The following is a 16,033-nucleotide window of genomic DNA, read 5'->3' on the forward strand; positions in this document are numbered from 1 at the left end:
ATGTGCTCCGGAACACTCCGAAAGTTCAGAATTGGCTCAGAATGAAGCCTGCCAGTGCCAGATCGGCGGGCACGGTGATCTTGATATTGTCCGGCCGCCCTTCAACCAGCACCGGCATGTTACCGGAAAACTCCACCGCGGAGGACTCATCGGTCACCGGAAGCTCTCGGGCAAGAGCTGCCTCCAGAGAATCAACAAGGACCCGATAGCGAAACATCTGGGGCGTCAGAGCCCGCCACAACCCCGTGCGATCAACGGTCTCAATCACTGCCGGAAGCTCAGCAGTACCGGCTTTCTTTAAAGTGTCGGCAACCGGCGAGGCAAGCAGCCCCCCGACAGGATGGCTGTAGAGCCGGTCAATCAGATTGGAAAGATCCCGGGTATGAAGGCAGGGCCTCGCCGCATCGTGCACCAGAACCCAGTCGTCATCTTTCACCTGTTCCGCCATGGCGTGCAGCGCCGACAACACCGAACCAGCTCTTTCGGAACCGCCGGTACAGGTCTGGATTCGGCTATCGCCGCTGGCTTCGGTATCCGGCCACCAATGGTCGGCCGGGTGCAATGGCACCATGCAGCCGGAAAAAGGAGCTGAATCCATGAGTCGGGAAAGGGTGATGTCGAGAATGAAACGCTCGCCAATCCGAAGGTACTGTTTCGGTTGCTCAGCCTGCATACGCTGGCCGATGCCGGCGGCAGGAACAATCAGCCAGAGTCTCGGAGCAGGCATAGACAATCAGTTTTCAACAACCAGGAAAAAGGTCTCGTCGTCTCTTATCAGGCCGAGGTTCATTCTGGCCCGTTCTTCAACGGCGCCCTGCTCGTTACGCAGATTCCTGACTTCGGCATAGAGACGTTCATTGCGGGTAGCCAGTTCGGCATTTTCTTCACGTTGCTCGGCAATAGACTGCTCCAGAGCCCATACCTGCGCAAAGCTGCCCTCCCCGACCCACAGGCGCACCTGCAGCAGGAGAATCACAACAACCATTAAGGTCCAGAGCAACTTCATTGCCGATTCCGTTCAAAATTCAATCAATCAAAATACCAACGCCGGACGTTGAGTATAGACCTTAGAGTAGATTAGCAACAAATTCTTCTAACTGCCTGTACAAAAAGGCCATCATGTCCGGAATTTCGCCCAGAACACGATGGCCTTAACAGTTTTTCGCCAATTACCGGCCAGACACTCTGCCAGAACCGGTGGGATCAGTCGATCAGCCCTGCCCTTTGATCTCGCTCAGGCCGCGGTAAGGCGCCTTACCGTCCAGCGCTTCTTCGATGCGCAGCAGCTGGTTGTACTTGGCAACACGATCCGAGCGGCACAGGGAACCGGTCTTGATCTGGCCGGCGCAGGTCGCCACCGCCAGATCGGCAATGGTGGTGTCCTCGGTTTCACCGGAACGATGTGAAATCACGGCAGTGAAACCGGCATCCTGGGCCATCTTGATGGCATCGAGGGTTTCGCTCAGGCTGCCGATCTGGTTGAACTTGATCAGGATGGAGTTACCCACGCCCTTCTCGATACCCTGCTTCAGGATTTTGGTGTTGGTCACAAACAGGTCGTCACCAACCAATTGAACCTTGGCGCCCAGTTTGTCGGTCAGCACCTTCCAGCCATCCCAGTCGCTCTCGTCCATGCCGTCTTCAATGGAGACAATCGGATATCGCTCACACAGGCCTGCCAGGTAATCGGCAAAGCCCTCGGAATCGAAGCTCTTGCCTTCACCTGACAGCTGGTACTGACCATCCTTGTAGAATTCAGAAGACGCACAGTCCAGGGCGAGGGTCACATCGGTACCAAGCTTGTAACCGGCCTTCTCGACCGCTTCCTGGATAACCGCCAGCGCCGCTTCGTTGGAGGGCAGGTTGGGAGCAAAACCACCCTCATCACCGACCGCTGTGTTCAGGCCCTGGGCCTTAAGCACTTTTTTCAGGCTGTGAAAAATCTCCGCGCCAACACGCAGGGCTTCAGAGAAGCTCTTGGCGGAAACCGGCTGAACCATGAACTCCTGGATATCAACGTTGTTATCCGCGTGCTCACCACCGTTCAGGATGTTCATCATCGGCACCGGCATGGAGAACTGGCCAGAGGTGCCGTTGATGTCTGCAATGTGCGCATACAGCGGCTTGCCCAGGGAGATAGCTGCAGCCTTGGCCGCCGCCAGGGAAACTGCCAGGATGGCGTTGGCGCCCAGGTTGGCCTTGTTCTCGGTACCGTCGAGGTCCAGCATGATCTGATCCAGAGCACGCTGATCAGCTGCATCTTTGCCTACCAGTGCATCACGGATCTTGCTGTTCACGGCTTCTACAGCCTTCAGAACACCCTTGCCAAGGTAACGGGAAGCGTCACCATCACGCAGTTCCAGGGCTTCCCGGGAACCCGTGGAGGCACCAGAAGGCGCGCAGGCGCTGCCGACGGTGCCGTCTTCGAGGATAACGTCGGCTTCTACTGTCGGGTTACCGCGGGAATCCAGAACCTCACGGCCCTTGATGTTGGCAATCTTGGTCATTCTTCTCTGTCTCCAAGTTCATGTTCAAATTCGGGAGTCAGAGCGAGAGGGAACGGCCCTCTAAATCTTCGCAGGGCCGTTCCCGCTCGCTCCCATAGTCCGCGTAAAACGCCAACACCGCCAATCAGGCGGTGTCGATAGGTTTAAAGCTTTTTACCAGATCATCCACAGCTTTCACCCGCTGCAGGAAGGGCTCAAGCTGGCTGAGCCGCAAAGCACACGGGCCATCGCACTTGGCTTTGTCCGGGTCCGGATGGGCCTCCAGGAACAAACCGGCCAACCCCTGGGACATACCCGCCAGCGCGAGGTCAGTCACCTGGGCACGTCGGCCACCGGCCGAATCCGCGCGTCCGCCGGGCATTTGCAGGGAGTGGGTCACATCAAACATCACCGGTACGTTCATGGCTTTCATGATGCCAAAGCCCAGCATGTCGACAACCAGGTTGTTGTAGCCGAAGCTGCTGCCCCGCTCACACAGGATCACCTTGTCATTGCCGGCTTCCTCGCACTTGGTGATGATGTGCTTCATTTCCTGGGGAGCCAGGAACTGGGCCTTCTTGATGTTGATCACCGCTCCGGTTTTCGCCATGGCGACCACCAGGTCGGTCTGGCGGCTCAGGAAAGCCGGCAGCTGGATGATGTCGCATACCTGCGCTGCGGGAGCGGCCTGGGCCGGCTCGTGGACGTCCGAAATAATGGGAACACCAAACTTGCTCTTGATGTCCGCCAAAATCTGCAGCCCTTTCTCAAGGCCTGGACCACGAAACGAATTCACCGACGAACGGTTGGCCTTATCAAACGACGCCTTGAAAACGTAGGGAATGCCGAGCTTGCCGGTGGCCTCAACGTAGGCCTCGGCAACCTCCATGGCCAGCTCCGGCGACTCAAGGACGTTCATGCCACCAAAGAGCACAAACGGCTTGTCGTTGGCGACGTCGATTCCCGAAACGCTTACAGTGCTCTGCGCCATGCTCAGGATCCTTTCTTGCAGGCCAGTGCTGCCTCAACAAAGCCTTTGAACAGCGGGTGGCCGTCCCTGGGCGTGGAGGTAAATTCCGGATGGAACTGACAGGCGACAAACCAGGGATGATCCGGCGCTTCAACCACTTCGACCAGACGACCATCGGTCGAACGACCTGAGATCTGAAGACCGGCCTCTTCCAACTTTGGCAGGAAGTGGTTGTTGACCTCGTAACGATGGCGATGACGCTCGCGAATGGTTTTCTTGCCATAGCAGTTGGCAATGGTGGAACCTTCGGTAAGCACGCAATCCTGGGCGCCGAGACGCATGGTCCCGCCAAGATCAGATTCTTCCGTACGCTCTTCGCGCTCTCCGGTGGAATCCAGCCATTCGGTGATCAGGCCCACCACCGGCTCCGGCGTGTGCTCGCGGAATTCTGTGCTGTGAGCGTCGGTCAGACCGGCCACGTTCCGCGCGTATTCAATTACAGCAACCTGCATACCCAGGCAGATGCCAAGGTAAGGAACCTTGTTCTCACGGGCATACTGAACCGTGCGGATCTTGCCTTCCACGCCGCGCTCACCGAAACCGCCCGGCACCAGAATCGCGTCGGCATTGGCCAGCGCACCGGTGCCATCACGCTCGATGTCTTCGGAATCGATGTAGTTGATATTGACCTTGGTGCGGGTCTTGATGCCGGCGTGCAGCAGGGATTCGATCAGCGACTTGTACGCGTCGAGAAGCTCCATGTACTTGCCAACCATGGCAATGGTCACTTCCTGCTCGGGATTCATCAGTGATTCAACAACGTTGTCCCACTCACTGAGGTCCGCAGGACGTGCATCCAGGCCGAATCGTTCGATAACGAGCTGATCCAGGCCATGCTCATAGAGCATGCGAGGAATGGCGTAAATGGATTTGGCATCCTGGAGAGGAATAACGGCCCGCTCTTCGACGTTGGTGAACAGGGCAATCTTGCGTCGTGAACTGGCGTCCACCTCGTGCTCGGAGCGGCACAGCAGGATATCCGGCTGCAGACCGATAGAGCGCATTTCCTTGACCGAGTGTTGGGTGGGCTTGGTCTTGATCTCACCCGCAGTGGCAATGTACGGAACCAGGGTCAGATGCATGAAGATCGCACGCTGGGGACCCACTTCCACCTTCAGCTGACGACAGGCTTCTAGGAACGGCAGGGATTCAATATCACCCACCGTGCCACCGATTTCGATCAATGCCACGTCGGCACCGGCGGCACCTTCAACGACCCGGCGCTTGATCTCGTCAGTGATATGGGGGATTACCTGCACAGTTCCGCCCAGGTAGTCGCCACGGCGCTCCTTGCGGATTACTTCCTCGTACACCCGACCGGTGGTGAAGTTGTTGCGCTTGCTCATCGGGGAGCGGATGAAGCGCTCGTAGTGGCCCAGATCGAGGTCTGTTTCCGCGCCATCCTCGGTGACAAAAACCTCACCGTGCTGGAACGGGCTCATGGTGCCGGGGTCCACGTTGATGTACGGGTCCAGCTTGAGAATAGTGACCTTCAGGCCGCGTGCCTCGAGGATCGCAGCCAGAGAGGCTGATGCGATACCTTTCCCCAAGGAGGACACGACACCGCCGGTGACGAAAATATAACGCGTCATGCAGATTCCGTGATTGTCTGGTTCGGTGAAGGAGGGAGATTGTCATCTCAAGATGGGACGCCAGACTACCAGAAAGGCCCCATTGACTCAATCACATTCCCGCTCTACGACCAGCCGCCAACCGGCGGCATGGGCGCCTCCCGAGTATTGTTCAGAACACCATAAATCGCCAATGGCAATGAGCTCTGCTGCGTCCCCGGAACCCGCGAAAACCAGCGGCAGACGGGCCCTTTCCCAGGGTGGAACGCTGACTTCCTGCAGCCATTTCTTGAGCGAACGGGACGGCCCATCGGGACGGAAACGGACCCGCTCGCCACCCTGCCTCGTAAATATCCGTATTGGCGGCAACGACTGTTCCGGGGTAACGACAGATTCCAACCTGAGGGACCACTCTCCCCACGCCACGCCCTCCCCCGGCTCGAGATCGACCGGAGCGTCCGGTAACGGGCCGCGGTCGGGAACCAGACAAAGATCACCCTGGAAGCGCCGAAAACTGAAACCGTCGGACCGGAACTCCGGCTCCCGATCCTCTGCGGCAAACAGCAGGTTCCGAATGACCTGCTGCCAGTCACCAGGGGTGGGCGCATGAAACCCGCGTTCCCGTGCCCACCAACGTAGCAGATTCTTCTGCTCCGCCAGAGGCAGTGTTTTCAGGCCATCAACGGGGAGACGGTCCCGGTCGCCGCCGATTGCCTGCCACTGCAACGCGGCCAGTTTGCGGTTCAGCGCTTCGCTCTCGCCACAGGATTCCGCCGTGTGCCGCAGCCTGCGATTCAACCCCGGCCAGCGATCCCGCAAGAGCGGCAACACAGTGTGACGGAGGAAATTCCGGTCAAATCGCTGGTCGGTATTGCTGGGGTCATCAACCCATGACAGGCCAGCGACCCTGGCCCAGCGCTCGAGTTCGGCCCTCTCAAACGCGAGCAGGGGCCGGACGAGGGTCGCGGCGCCCAGCTCACGACTGGCCGGCATGCCCGCCAGCCCGGCCACACCGCTGCCCCTGAGCATCCGGAACAGAACGGTTTCCGCCTGGTCATCCCCATGGTGAGCCATCAAGACCAGGTCCCCCTTCCCGACCAGCGCCTCGAGGGCGGCATAGCGAGCCTTGCGGGCAGCTTCCTCTATACCCGCACCCGAGCTACGACCACCATCGACGGTTACCCGCTCAACCACAAGCGGCACGCCAAGTCGCTCACATTCACCGCGACAAAACGACTCGGTATCCGATGCATTGGGTTGGAGCTGATGATTGATATGGATCGCCCGGACAGCGCCGGAACGGCCATGGCAGTGGGCTGCCAGGTGCAATAACAGGGTGGAATCGAGGCCGCCGCTCAGGGCGACCCAAAGACGGGTGTGATCGGGGAGTTCTCTGACCGGGGCACACAGGGCCTCCGGCCAGTGGAATCCGAAGCCGGGCTCAGCGCCCGGTGTCATAGCGGGTCAGCCGCTCGTAGCGGCGGGATACCAGCTCATCCAGTGGCAGGCGGCTGAGTTCAGCGACGCCTTTTGCCAGAACCTCTTTGAGGGATTCCGACATTTTTTCGGGATTGCGGTGAGCACCGCCGAGGGGCTCTGTTACCACGTTATCCGCCAGCCCCAGATCTTTGAGCCGGTCAGCCGTAACACCCATGGCCTCCGCCGCCTGAGCAGCGTATTCGGCACTCTTCCAGAGGATCGACGCACATCCCTCTGGAGAAATCACCGCGTAGGTGGAGTATTGCAGCATGTTCAGCTGGTCACAGACACCGATGGCCAACGCGCCACCGGAACCGCCCTCACCGATCACCGTGGAGATAATGGGTGTCTTGAGGCGGGACATCACGGCCAGGTTGAAGGCAATGGCCTCACTCTGCCCACGCTCTTCAGCACCAATGCCAGGATAGGCACCCGGCGTGTCGATGAACGTGAGAATGGGCATCTTGAACCGCTCGGCCATTTCCATCAGGCGCAGGGCCTTGCGATAGCCCTCAGGGCGGGGCATACCAAAATTGCGCTTGACCTTGTCCCGCACTTCCCGGCCCTTCTGATGACCAATCACCATCACCGGCTTGTCGTCCAGCCGGGCAGTACCCCCTACGATCGCCAGGTCGTCTGCATAACGGCGATCACCGTGCAATTCATCGAAATCCTCAAACATGGATTCGATGTAGTCCAGGGTGTAGGGCCTGCGAGGATGGCGGGCCAGCCGGGCAACGTCCCAGGGCTTGAGATCGGAGAAAATGCTCTCTGTGAGGCTGACGCTTTTTTTCTTCAGCCGGGTGATCTCGTCGGTGATATTGATGTCGGTGTCATTGCCAACCATCCGAAGCTCTTCAATCTTGGCTTCCAGGTCGGCGATTGGCTGTTCGAAATCCAGATAGTTAGGGTTCATGATGTTCCATCATTTTTTGCCAGGCGGGAAAATGCTCCGCCAAACCAGAATTTACACAAAGATAGCAGCGCCCGGTCAGTGGCTAAAGCGGACATTGGTATGAGTCCGCTATCTGACAAACTTTTAATTTTCAGCTTACTCAATCATAGACCAGTTCTACCGACTGGTCGCCTACGAGGTAACGGAGCTCCAGTAGCAGGTTGTCATCCGGCTGCACCCGCCAGGATTCACCCAGCTCGATCCGGGTGGACGCCTCGGGGCTGCTGTACTCAATCCAGACCGGACTGCCATCACAGCGGAACGGCCTCAGGGTGGTGTCCAGTTTCTCCAGCAGTCCGTTCTGCAGCTGATCGGCGTGCAGGTTGAGCTTCAACCCACGACTGAACTGCTGACGAGCGCTCGCGACATCCATCACCGAGCTCACCCGCATCTTCATCTGGCCGGAATAGTCGTCGTGGCTAACCTGCCCTTCCACGACAATCACCTGGTCAGATTGCAACAGCTCCCGATTTTCAAAGAAGGCTTCCGAGAACAGGGTCGCCTCTATCCGCGCGCTCCTGTCATCCAGCGTAATGAAACACATGGTGGAACCGGTGCGGGTTTTCATGGTGCGCTGGGCAACCACCAACCCGGCGACGCGCTGGGGTGACTTGTTCGGCTTCAGATCGGCGATGGAGGACCGGACAAACCGCCGAACCTCTTTCTCGTATTCATCAAACGGGTGGCCGGTGAGGTAAAGCCCCAGGGTATCTTTCTCCCCTTTCAGCCGCTGTTTTTCGGGCCACTCGCGCATGCCGGCCACGTCCTCGTAGGGATCGCCACCGTCACCGGCCTCGAGCATTTCGCCGAACATATCCATCATGCCGACGGACTCGTTACGGGATTGCTGGCCGGCCTGCTGCACGGCCTTATCGATGCTGGCCATCAACTGAGCCCGGCTGGCGCCAAGCTTGTCCATGGCGCCGCACCGGATCAGCGCTTCCATGGCGCGCTTGTTGACCTTTTTCAGGTCAATGCGTCGGCAAAAATCGAAAATATCCTGATAGGGCTCGCCATCGCCACGACCTTCCACGATGCTCTGGATCGGGCCCTCGCCCAGGCCTTTGATAGCACCGAGGCCATACACAATCTGGCCTTCGTCGTTGACGGTAAAGGTGTATTCCGAACGGCTGACGTCTGGCACCAGAAGATCCAGCTTCATGTTCCGGCACTCTTCCACCAGCGTGACCACCTTGTCGGTGTTCTGCATATCGGCAGTCAGTACCGCGGCCATGAATTCTGCCGGGTAATGGGCTTTCAGCCAGAGTGTCTGGTAGGACACCAGTGCATAGGCGGCGGAGTGGGATTTGTTGAAGCCATAGCCGGCAAACTTCTCGACCAGGTCAAAGATGTTTTCGGCCAGGGTCGTGTTGATCCCGTTCTGCTCACAGCCATCCAGGAAAAACTGCTTCTGCTTGGCCATTTCCTCGGGCTTTTTCTTGCCCATGGCGCGTCGCAGCATGTCCGCATTACCAAGGGTATAACCGGCCATCACCTGGGCGATCTGCATGACCTGCTCCTGGTACAGGATAACCCCGTAGGTGGGCTCCAGAACCGGCTTCAGGCCTTCATACTGGTAATCCGGATGCGGGAAGGACATGGGTTGGCGGCCGTGCTTACGGTCGATAAAGTCGTCCACCATGCCCGATTGCAGCGGCCCCGGCCGGAACAGGGCCACGAGGGCGATCATGTCTTCGAGGGAGTCTGGCTGCAGACGGCGAATCAGGTCCTTCATGCCCCGGGATTCCAGCTGAAACACCGCCGTGGTTTCCGCTTTCTTGAGCATGTCGAACGAGGGCACGTCATCCAGCGGAATCTCGTTAATGTCGAGCGGCTGCATGCCCTTCTTTTCCCGGCGCGGATTGATCATGTTCAGCGCCCACTTGATGATCGTGAGCGTCCGCAGACCCAGGAAGTCGAACTTCACCAGGCCGGCGTCTTCCACATCGCCCTTGTCGAACTGGGTCACCAGGCTGCCGCCCTCGTCGTCGCAGTACAGGGGCGAGAAATCAGTGATCTTGGTGGGCGCGATCACCACGCCGCCGGCGTGCTTACCGGCGTTCCGGCACACGCCCTCGAGCTTCAGGGCCATTTCCCAGATTTCCTGGGCTTCCTCGTCGTTCTCGAGAAACTCGACCAGCTGTGGCTCCTGCTCCAGAGCCTTCTCCAAGGTCATGCCCGGCTCGAACGGGATCATTTTGGACAGCTTGTCGGCCAGGCCATAGGATTTGCCCTGCACCCGGGCAACATCCCGCACAACCGCCTTCGCGGCCATGGTGCCGAAGGTAATGATCTGCGACACCGCCTCTCGACCGTATTTCTGGGCGGTGTATTCGATCACCCGGTCCCGGCCCTCCATGCAGAAGTCGACGTCAAAGTCGGGCATGGAAACCCGTTCCGGGTTCAGGAACCGCTCGAACAGCAGGTCATATTCTAGTGGATCCAGGTCAGTGATCAGCTGGGCGTAGGCCACCAGCGAGCCGGCACCGGAACCCCGGCCTGGCCCCACGGGCACACCGTTGTTCTTGGCCCACTTGATGAAGTCCATCACGATCAGGAAGTAGCCCGGGAACCCCATCTGGATGATGATATCCAGCTCGAAGTTCAGGCGCTTGTAGTAGGCCTCGCGTTTGGCATCGTATTCCGGATCGTCCTTGCTGAGGGTCTTGGCCAGCCGCTCTTCCAGCCCCTCCTCGGAGACCTTCCGGAAATAGTCGTCCATGGTCATGCCATCGGGAATCGGGTAATTGGGCAGGAAATACTCACCCATCCGAACCTTCACCGAGCAACGCCGGGCAATCTCCACGGTGTTCTCGATTGCTTCCGGGATGTCGCTGAACAGCTCGATCATCTCATCGGCGCTGCGCAGGTACTGCTGGTCACTGAACCGGCGATCACGGCGCGGATCATCCAGGGTACGACTCTCACCGATACAGACCCTGGCCTCGTGAGCCTCAAAGTCTTCCGCCTCCAGGAAGTGCACATCGTTAGTGGCAACCACCGGAAGGCCAAGAGCACCGGCCAGCTCAACACTCAGGTGCAGGCAGTCTTCGTCTCCTGGACGACCGGTGCGCTGTAACTCGAGGTAGTAGCTATCCGGGTACAAATCCATCCAGTAACGGGCGCGCTCGCGGGCCAATTCCGGTTTGCCCGCCATCAAAGCCTTGCCCACATCGCCCATTCTCGAACCAGAGAGCGCAATCAAACCGTTCGGCCGAGCCTCAAGCCATTTGCGCTGGATGATTGGCTTGCCAAACCGCTGCCCCTCGGTATACCCCAGGGAAATGATTTCGGTGAGGTTGAGATAACCGTCGTTATCTCGCGCCAACAGCGTGATGCGGAACGGGTTCTCGGGCTCGTCCGGATTTTCCAGCCACAGATCGGCGCCAATAATGGGTTTGACGCCCGCGCCCATGGCCGCCTTGTAAAAGCGAACCAGCGAGCACATGTTGGATTGCTCGGTCAGGCCAACAGCCGGCATGCCCAGCTCGGCAACGCGCTTGATCAGCGGTTTAACCCTGACCAGGCCATCCACCATGGAGTATTCGGAATGGACGCGGAGGTGTACAAAAGTCTGCGACATAACGTCAGGTTATTCCTGCTGTGTAATTCAGTTGGGGCGGCCGGCTCAACCGCCGATCACGGCCCGGAGTTCTTCTTCGGTCTGGGGTCCAAAACGGGTCTCGACCAGATCGCCGCCCGGATTAACCAGAAAAGTGGCAGGCAGCGCGACCGGTAACTTCCAGCCGAACCCCGGCCCTGGATCGTCCGCCAGCATGGTAAATTCAATCCCCATACGCTCGCCCAGTTCGACCAATGCGTCGCCCTGCACCCCATCAAAATTGACGGCGAGTACGGTAATGTCCGGCGCCTTGTCCAGCTCATTGAGCTCGGGAATTTCTTCGAGGCACGGTTTGCACCATTCCGCCCAGTAGTTAACCAACACCCACTGGCCGCGCAAGGTGTCCCAGTTCAGTTTTGTGCCTTCTGCCCGCTCTAGCTCGATTTTCTGGCAGCCGGACATCGCCAGAATGAGCAGCGCCACGGCCAGAACATGCAGGCCGGAACGCCTACGGACAGAATCAGGGTACTGCACTGGAAAACCTCCTGTTAGACTACCGGCCACAGAAATCGTGGACTCCATTCAGACAATCAGGCACGAAGATGACAGAACCCACCCGGATTTTCCACAACCCTCGCTGCTCGAAATCCCGCCAAACCCTTGAACTGCTTACCGAACGGGGAATTGAGCCAGAGATTATACGCTACCTGGAAACACCACCGACAGAGCAGGAGCTCAAGGATATCCTGAACGCACTGGATCTTCGCCCCCGCGAACTGATGCGCACGAAAGAAAAAGAGTATAAAGAACAGGGCCTGAACAGCCCCGACCTGAGCGACGAACAACTCATCGCCGCGATGGTAGCAACACCGAAACTGATTGAACGACCGATTGTAATCGCCAACGGCAAAGCAGCACTTGGCCGGCCACCGGAAAACGTTCTCTCGATCCTGTAACGCCGAACAATCTCCTCCAGCCAGATCAGAAGGATCTCTGACGATGTCCGATCAATTGCCCTATGTTCTCGTGCTATTTTACAGCCGCACAGGCCAGACTGCGGAGCTGGCCAGCCAGATTGGTCGTGGCGTGGCCCGGGTAACAGGCATGGAAGCGAGGTTGCGGGCGGTACCGCCGGTTTCACCGGACACGGAAGCGTCCCTGCCCGCAGTTCCGGACTCTGGAGCGCCTTACGCCAGCAAATCCGATCTCGCAAATTGCGCCGGCCTGGCCATCGGCAGCCCCACCCGCTTTGGCAACATGGCAGCGCCCCTGAAGCATTTCCTCGACACGACCGGCGACCTCTGGCTGAGCGGAACCCTGGAAGGCAAACCGGCGGGCGCGTTTACCTCTACCGGCAGCCTCCATGGCGGGCAGGAAACGACTCTCATGACCATGATGATGCCGCTGCTGCATCATGGCATGGTGGTCTGCGGCCTGCCCTACTCGGAGAAAAGTCTCGGCGAAACGGACACCGGTGGCACGCCCTACGGCCCTACCCACTGGGCGGGAACCGGCGAACAGCAACCCCTGAGCACGCATGAGAAAGCCCTGTGCCAGGCCTTTGGCGAACGTCTGGCGCGACTGGCGCTGAAACTCGCTGACTGATACGCGACCGGGCGCAGGACGTACTTTGCTTTACACTTATCGACTCCGGAACACACTATGCTGAACAACCCGAAGGCCCGCATCACTGTGCGGGCGACGATCGCCCTTTACATCGGCGTGCTTGCCACCCTGCTGATTACCACGTTCTACCCGGCTCCCGTCGAGGGTGTTTCAATACCCCTGATGCTGGCGGTGAAACTGGTCCCGCTTTTGCCCTTTGCGGTCACGGTCTTTCGCGGTCACAATCGGGGCTATATCTGGATGTCCTTCGTGGTGATCTTCTACTTCACTCAGGCCGTTGTTTCGGCATGGCTGAGCGAAGGCGCCCCGGGGCCGGTCATTTTGACGGTACTGACCTTCCTGTTGTTCACTGTTGCCATGATTCACCTGAAGGTGAACCGGCCGGTGGCAGACGGAAACACACCCTGAAGACCTGGAACTGACCCTCTATGGCTGACACGAGCAACTCCGGAACGGTGCAGCGGCCACCCGCGCCGCCCAGAAGTACCCTGACCTTGAGAGATGTTTGCACCGCGCTTGTTACCAGCGGGGAAATCAGCCAGGAAGACGCAGAGCGGGTGTTGTCGGCCAACCTGGGCGCGGCAACCGGCGACGGACAGAAAGGGAGGCGCCACCCGCTGGAACTGGTGGCGATTGCCGCGCTGACCAGCCAGAAGAGCGGTCGTACCCTGGATCTGGATCGGCTGACTCACTGGCTGGCCGACTGGGCGGGGCAACCCTATTACCATATTGATCCCCTCAAGATCGACACACCTGCCATTGCCCGGGTGATGTCTTACGCCTTTGCGCAGCGCCATGGCATCCTGGCCGTTGAGATCGGCGCCGATGAGGTGCTGATCGCCAGCACAGAACCTTTCAAGAGCGATTGGGTGCAGAACCTTCAACAGGCCGTTCGCAAGGATATCCGGCGCGTTGTCGCCAATCCCGAGGATATCCGCCGGTACACAGTAGAGTTCTACCAGCTCGCCAATTCCGTCAGCAAGGCCAGCGGCAGCCAGGGCCCAGGTGTTGCCGGCAACCAGAATTTCGAGCAGCTGCTTGATCTTGGCGCCAGCGAACACCCGGACGCCAATGACCAGCACGTCGTCAAGATTGTCGATTGGTTGCTGCAGTACGCCTTCGACCAGCGCGCCTCGGATATTCACATCGAGCCCCGCCGCACGGTCACCCAGGTCCGGTTCCGGATCGACGGCGTTCTGCACAACGTTTATGAGTTCCCCGAGCATGTGGGCGTGGCGGTGACCAGTCGCCTCAAGATCCTCGGTCGCCTGAATGTGGCGGAAAAACGCCGCCCCCAGGACGGTCGTATCAAGACCCGCAAACCCGACAACCGGGAGGTGGAACTGCGTCTGGCCACCATGCCGACTGCCTTTGGCGAAAAGATGGTCATGCGGATCTTTGATCCAGACGTGCTTTTGAAGTCCTACGAGCAACTGGGATTCGGCAAGGAAGACCGCCAGCGCTGGCAGGAAATCACATCCCGCCCACACGGCATCGTCCTGGTAACCGGGCCCACGGGGTCCGGCAAGACCACGACCCTGTATTCGACCCTGAAACAAATTGCCTCGCCCGAGCTCAACGTCTGCACCATAGAGGATCCCATCGAAATGGTGGAGCCGGCGTTCAACCAGATGCAGGTTCAGACCAACATCGACCTGACCTTTGCAGCCGGCGTAAGGGCGCTGCTGCGTCAGGACCCGGATATCATCATGATCGGCGAGATCCGCGATCTGGAAACGGCGGAAATGGCGGTTCAGGCCGCCCTCACTGGCCATCTGGTGCTCTCGACCCTGCACACCAACGACGCCCCGAGCGCGATTACCCGGATGATGGAACTGGGCATTCCACCTTACCTGATTCGGGCCACGGTACTGGGCGTGATGGCACAACGGCTTGCCCGAACTCTGTGCCCTCACTGCAAATCCCCTGGCCCCGCTGATGAACAGGCCTGGCAAACTCTCACCCGGCCCTGGAAAGCGCCGGTTCCCAAGCAGTTCTATCAGCCCGTGGGTTGCCTGGAATGCCGGAACACAGGGTATCTTGGCCGCGCAGGGGTTTATGAAATTATGACGCTGTCAGGCGCATTGCTACGACAGATCACCGATCATTGCGAGCTGGAGCAGCTGAGGCTGGATGCCTACAAGGAAGGTATGAAATCCCTGCGCTTGAGTGGTGCACAGAAAGTGGCCGCCGGCCAGACAACGGTGGAAGAGATTCTGAGGGTGACGCCGGAAAGCCAGCGCTGAATGAGGGTCAGGCTCCCGGGCGCAATCCGCACTGGCCCAGTAATTCCTGCCATGCTTTGGTGTGGGCCATCATGGCCACGTCCAGTTCCCGCCACAGGCTGGCCTCGGCGCTCTGTGAGAGATGCCGCTCATACCAACCGGCGAAACTTTCTGGCATGACCGCCCGCTGCATTTCCGCCAACTGCTCGAACGGCTCGATGAGCGCCACCCGTCCCTGGGTCACAGTGCTCATATAGGGTTGGATCTTTTCGATATAAACACTGAAAAACATACTCTGAACAATATCCGACTGGTTGTTCGGCTGGCCGTTAATACACAGAGGCTTGCCTTCAATTCTCTGCTTGAGCAATGCCGTCCCGTCCTTCAGCCTTGCAGTCAGAAGAAGCGCGCTGTTGATCAACTGACCTGCGCGGTATTCTGCCTGCCAGCGCTGATGAACGTCGCCGGCAAAGTCGAGGGAAACCGCCAGATCTTCAGAGTACAAACGGGCCACTGCTGCGTTCAGGCTGTCGATATCAAGGGCGAGATCAGACACCGGATTGCCCTCTGGCGCGACGGGATAGTAGCCCTTGGCCAGGGTAAACAGCTTTTCGATTTCTTCGACGCCCCAGGTGGCATTCCAGATAGCAATGGGCAGGGATTCAAGCTTGCTGTCGATACCACCGGCAAGCTCTTCGGCAAATTCTTCATCTTCTATATCCGGCAGACAGTCCCTGGCCGCTTCGATAAACCGGATTTCATAACGAAGGCGGTTTAGGGGTTGCATAACCCGCCCCATCACCGAGTTTTTCTCACCAACAACGTACTGGAGTTCACAGCCGTAGAGCGATAGAAAATCGAGCATTCCCATGTCCAGTTCGGGCATGGTCAGCACACGGTCACGGCGGCGGGGAAGCTGGCTGGCGGAGGGAATGTCAGAAAACTCGGGATCGGCTTCCAACACGCGGGCCACCCGCTCCACATACTCGTCCATCATGGGACGCGCATCCGAGAACGGGTCGCAACCGGCAAGAAGCACGGCGAGAACCGGCGCAAAGATTCTGCAAATTCCGGTTCCGGGCATTCATTCCTCCTGCGA

Annotated in this window: 14 protein-coding genes; 4 read left to right on the plus strand and 10 right to left on the minus strand. The window is 58.8% G+C overall.

Annotated features, from left to right (window positions below; genetic code table 11):
* Nucleotides 1-25 precede the first annotated feature (25 nt).
* The 9 genes from ispD to EDB94_RS17715 all read right to left on the minus strand — a co-directional run bounded on the left by ispD (nucleotide 26) and on the right by EDB94_RS17715 (nucleotide 11,617).
* Nucleotides 26-727: a 2-C-methyl-D-erythritol 4-phosphate cytidylyltransferase gene (ispD, locus tag EDB94_RS17675; protein ID WP_108019084.1), complete on the minus strand. Its 702-nt coding sequence runs from the start codon at nucleotides 725-727 to the stop codon at nucleotides 26-28.
* 6 nt (nucleotides 728-733) lie between these two features.
* Nucleotides 734-1,006 carry a septum formation initiator family protein gene (locus tag EDB94_RS17680; RefSeq protein ID WP_008172887.1) on the minus strand — a complete coding sequence of 91 codons (273 nt, stop codon included), beginning with the start codon at nucleotides 1,004-1,006 and terminating at the stop codon, nucleotides 734-736.
* Between the two features lie 205 nt (nucleotides 1,007-1,211).
* Nucleotides 1,212-2,507, minus strand: a complete 1,296-nt coding sequence (gene eno, locus EDB94_RS17685) for a phosphopyruvate hydratase (protein WP_008172888.1) — start codon at nucleotides 2,505-2,507, stop codon at nucleotides 1,212-1,214.
* A gap of 124 nt (nucleotides 2,508-2,631) precedes the next feature.
* On the minus strand, nucleotides 2,632-3,477 hold the full coding sequence (kdsA, locus tag EDB94_RS17690; RefSeq protein WP_108019085.1) for a 3-deoxy-8-phosphooctulonate synthase: 846 nt from the start codon (nucleotides 3,475-3,477) through the stop codon (nucleotides 2,632-2,634).
* Between the two features lie 2 nt (nucleotides 3,478-3,479).
* On the minus strand, nucleotides 3,480-5,108 hold the full coding sequence (locus EDB94_RS17695; protein ID WP_108019086.1) for a CTP synthase: 1,629 nt from the start codon (nucleotides 5,106-5,108) through the stop codon (nucleotides 3,480-3,482).
* A gap of 87 nt (nucleotides 5,109-5,195) precedes the next feature.
* Nucleotides 5,196-6,545: a tRNA lysidine(34) synthetase TilS gene (tilS, locus tag EDB94_RS17700; RefSeq protein ID WP_108019087.1), complete on the minus strand. Its 1,350-nt coding sequence runs from the start codon at nucleotides 6,543-6,545 to the stop codon at nucleotides 5,196-5,198.
* Nucleotides 6,529-7,482 (minus strand): acetyl-CoA carboxylase carboxyl transferase subunit alpha, encoded by a 954-nt coding sequence (gene accA, locus EDB94_RS17705; RefSeq protein ID WP_008172897.1) that lies wholly within the window; start codon nucleotides 7,480-7,482, stop codon nucleotides 6,529-6,531. Before accA ends, tilS begins: the two co-directional genes overlap by 17 nt.
* A gap of 139 nt (nucleotides 7,483-7,621) precedes the next feature.
* Nucleotides 7,622-11,104: a DNA polymerase III subunit alpha gene (dnaE, locus tag EDB94_RS17710; RefSeq protein WP_062784907.1), complete on the minus strand. Its 3,483-nt coding sequence runs from the start codon at nucleotides 11,102-11,104 to the stop codon at nucleotides 7,622-7,624.
* A gap of 45 nt (nucleotides 11,105-11,149) precedes the next feature.
* A complete protein-coding gene (locus tag EDB94_RS17715) occupies nucleotides 11,150-11,617 on the minus strand; it encodes a TlpA disulfide reductase family protein (RefSeq protein ID WP_062784909.1) in 468 nt (155 codons plus the stop codon).
* Between the two features lie 68 nt (nucleotides 11,618-11,685).
* Here EDB94_RS17715 and arsC point away from each other — a divergent pair, with 68 nt between their 5' ends.
* From arsC to EDB94_RS17735, 4 genes are read left to right on the plus strand one after another with little or no spacing between them, the layout of a single operon-like run.
* Nucleotides 11,686-12,039, plus strand: a complete 354-nt coding sequence (gene arsC, locus EDB94_RS17720) for an arsenate reductase (glutaredoxin) (RefSeq protein WP_014576707.1) — start codon at nucleotides 11,686-11,688, stop codon at nucleotides 12,037-12,039.
* A gap of 43 nt (nucleotides 12,040-12,082) precedes the next feature.
* Complete coding sequence (wrbA, locus tag EDB94_RS17725; protein WP_008172906.1) at nucleotides 12,083-12,688, plus strand: NAD(P)H:quinone oxidoreductase; 606 nt, start codon at nucleotides 12,083-12,085, stop codon at nucleotides 12,686-12,688.
* Nucleotides 12,689-12,745: 57 nt separating this feature from the next.
* Entirely contained in the window at nucleotides 12,746-13,117 is a 372-nt protein-coding gene (locus tag EDB94_RS17730) for a DUF2069 domain-containing protein (RefSeq protein ID WP_008172908.1), read from the plus strand.
* Between the two features lie 20 nt (nucleotides 13,118-13,137).
* Complete coding sequence (locus EDB94_RS17735; protein WP_108019088.1) at nucleotides 13,138-14,955, plus strand: GspE/PulE family protein; 1,818 nt, start codon at nucleotides 13,138-13,140, stop codon at nucleotides 14,953-14,955.
* 7 nt (nucleotides 14,956-14,962) lie between these two features.
* On the opposite strand, the gene EDB94_RS17740 is transcribed toward EDB94_RS17735, so the two are convergent.
* Nucleotides 14,963-16,018, minus strand: coding sequence for a DUF3080 domain-containing protein (locus EDB94_RS17740; protein WP_108019089.1), 1,056 nt, complete (start codon nucleotides 16,016-16,018; stop codon nucleotides 14,963-14,965).
* Between the last annotated feature and the right edge of the window lie 15 nt (nucleotides 16,019-16,033).

Origin of the sequence: Marinobacter sp. 3-2, assembly GCF_003751355.1 — a bacterium.
Classification (GTDB): domain Bacteria; phylum Pseudomonadota; class Gammaproteobacteria; order Pseudomonadales; family Oleiphilaceae; genus Marinobacter; species Marinobacter adhaerens.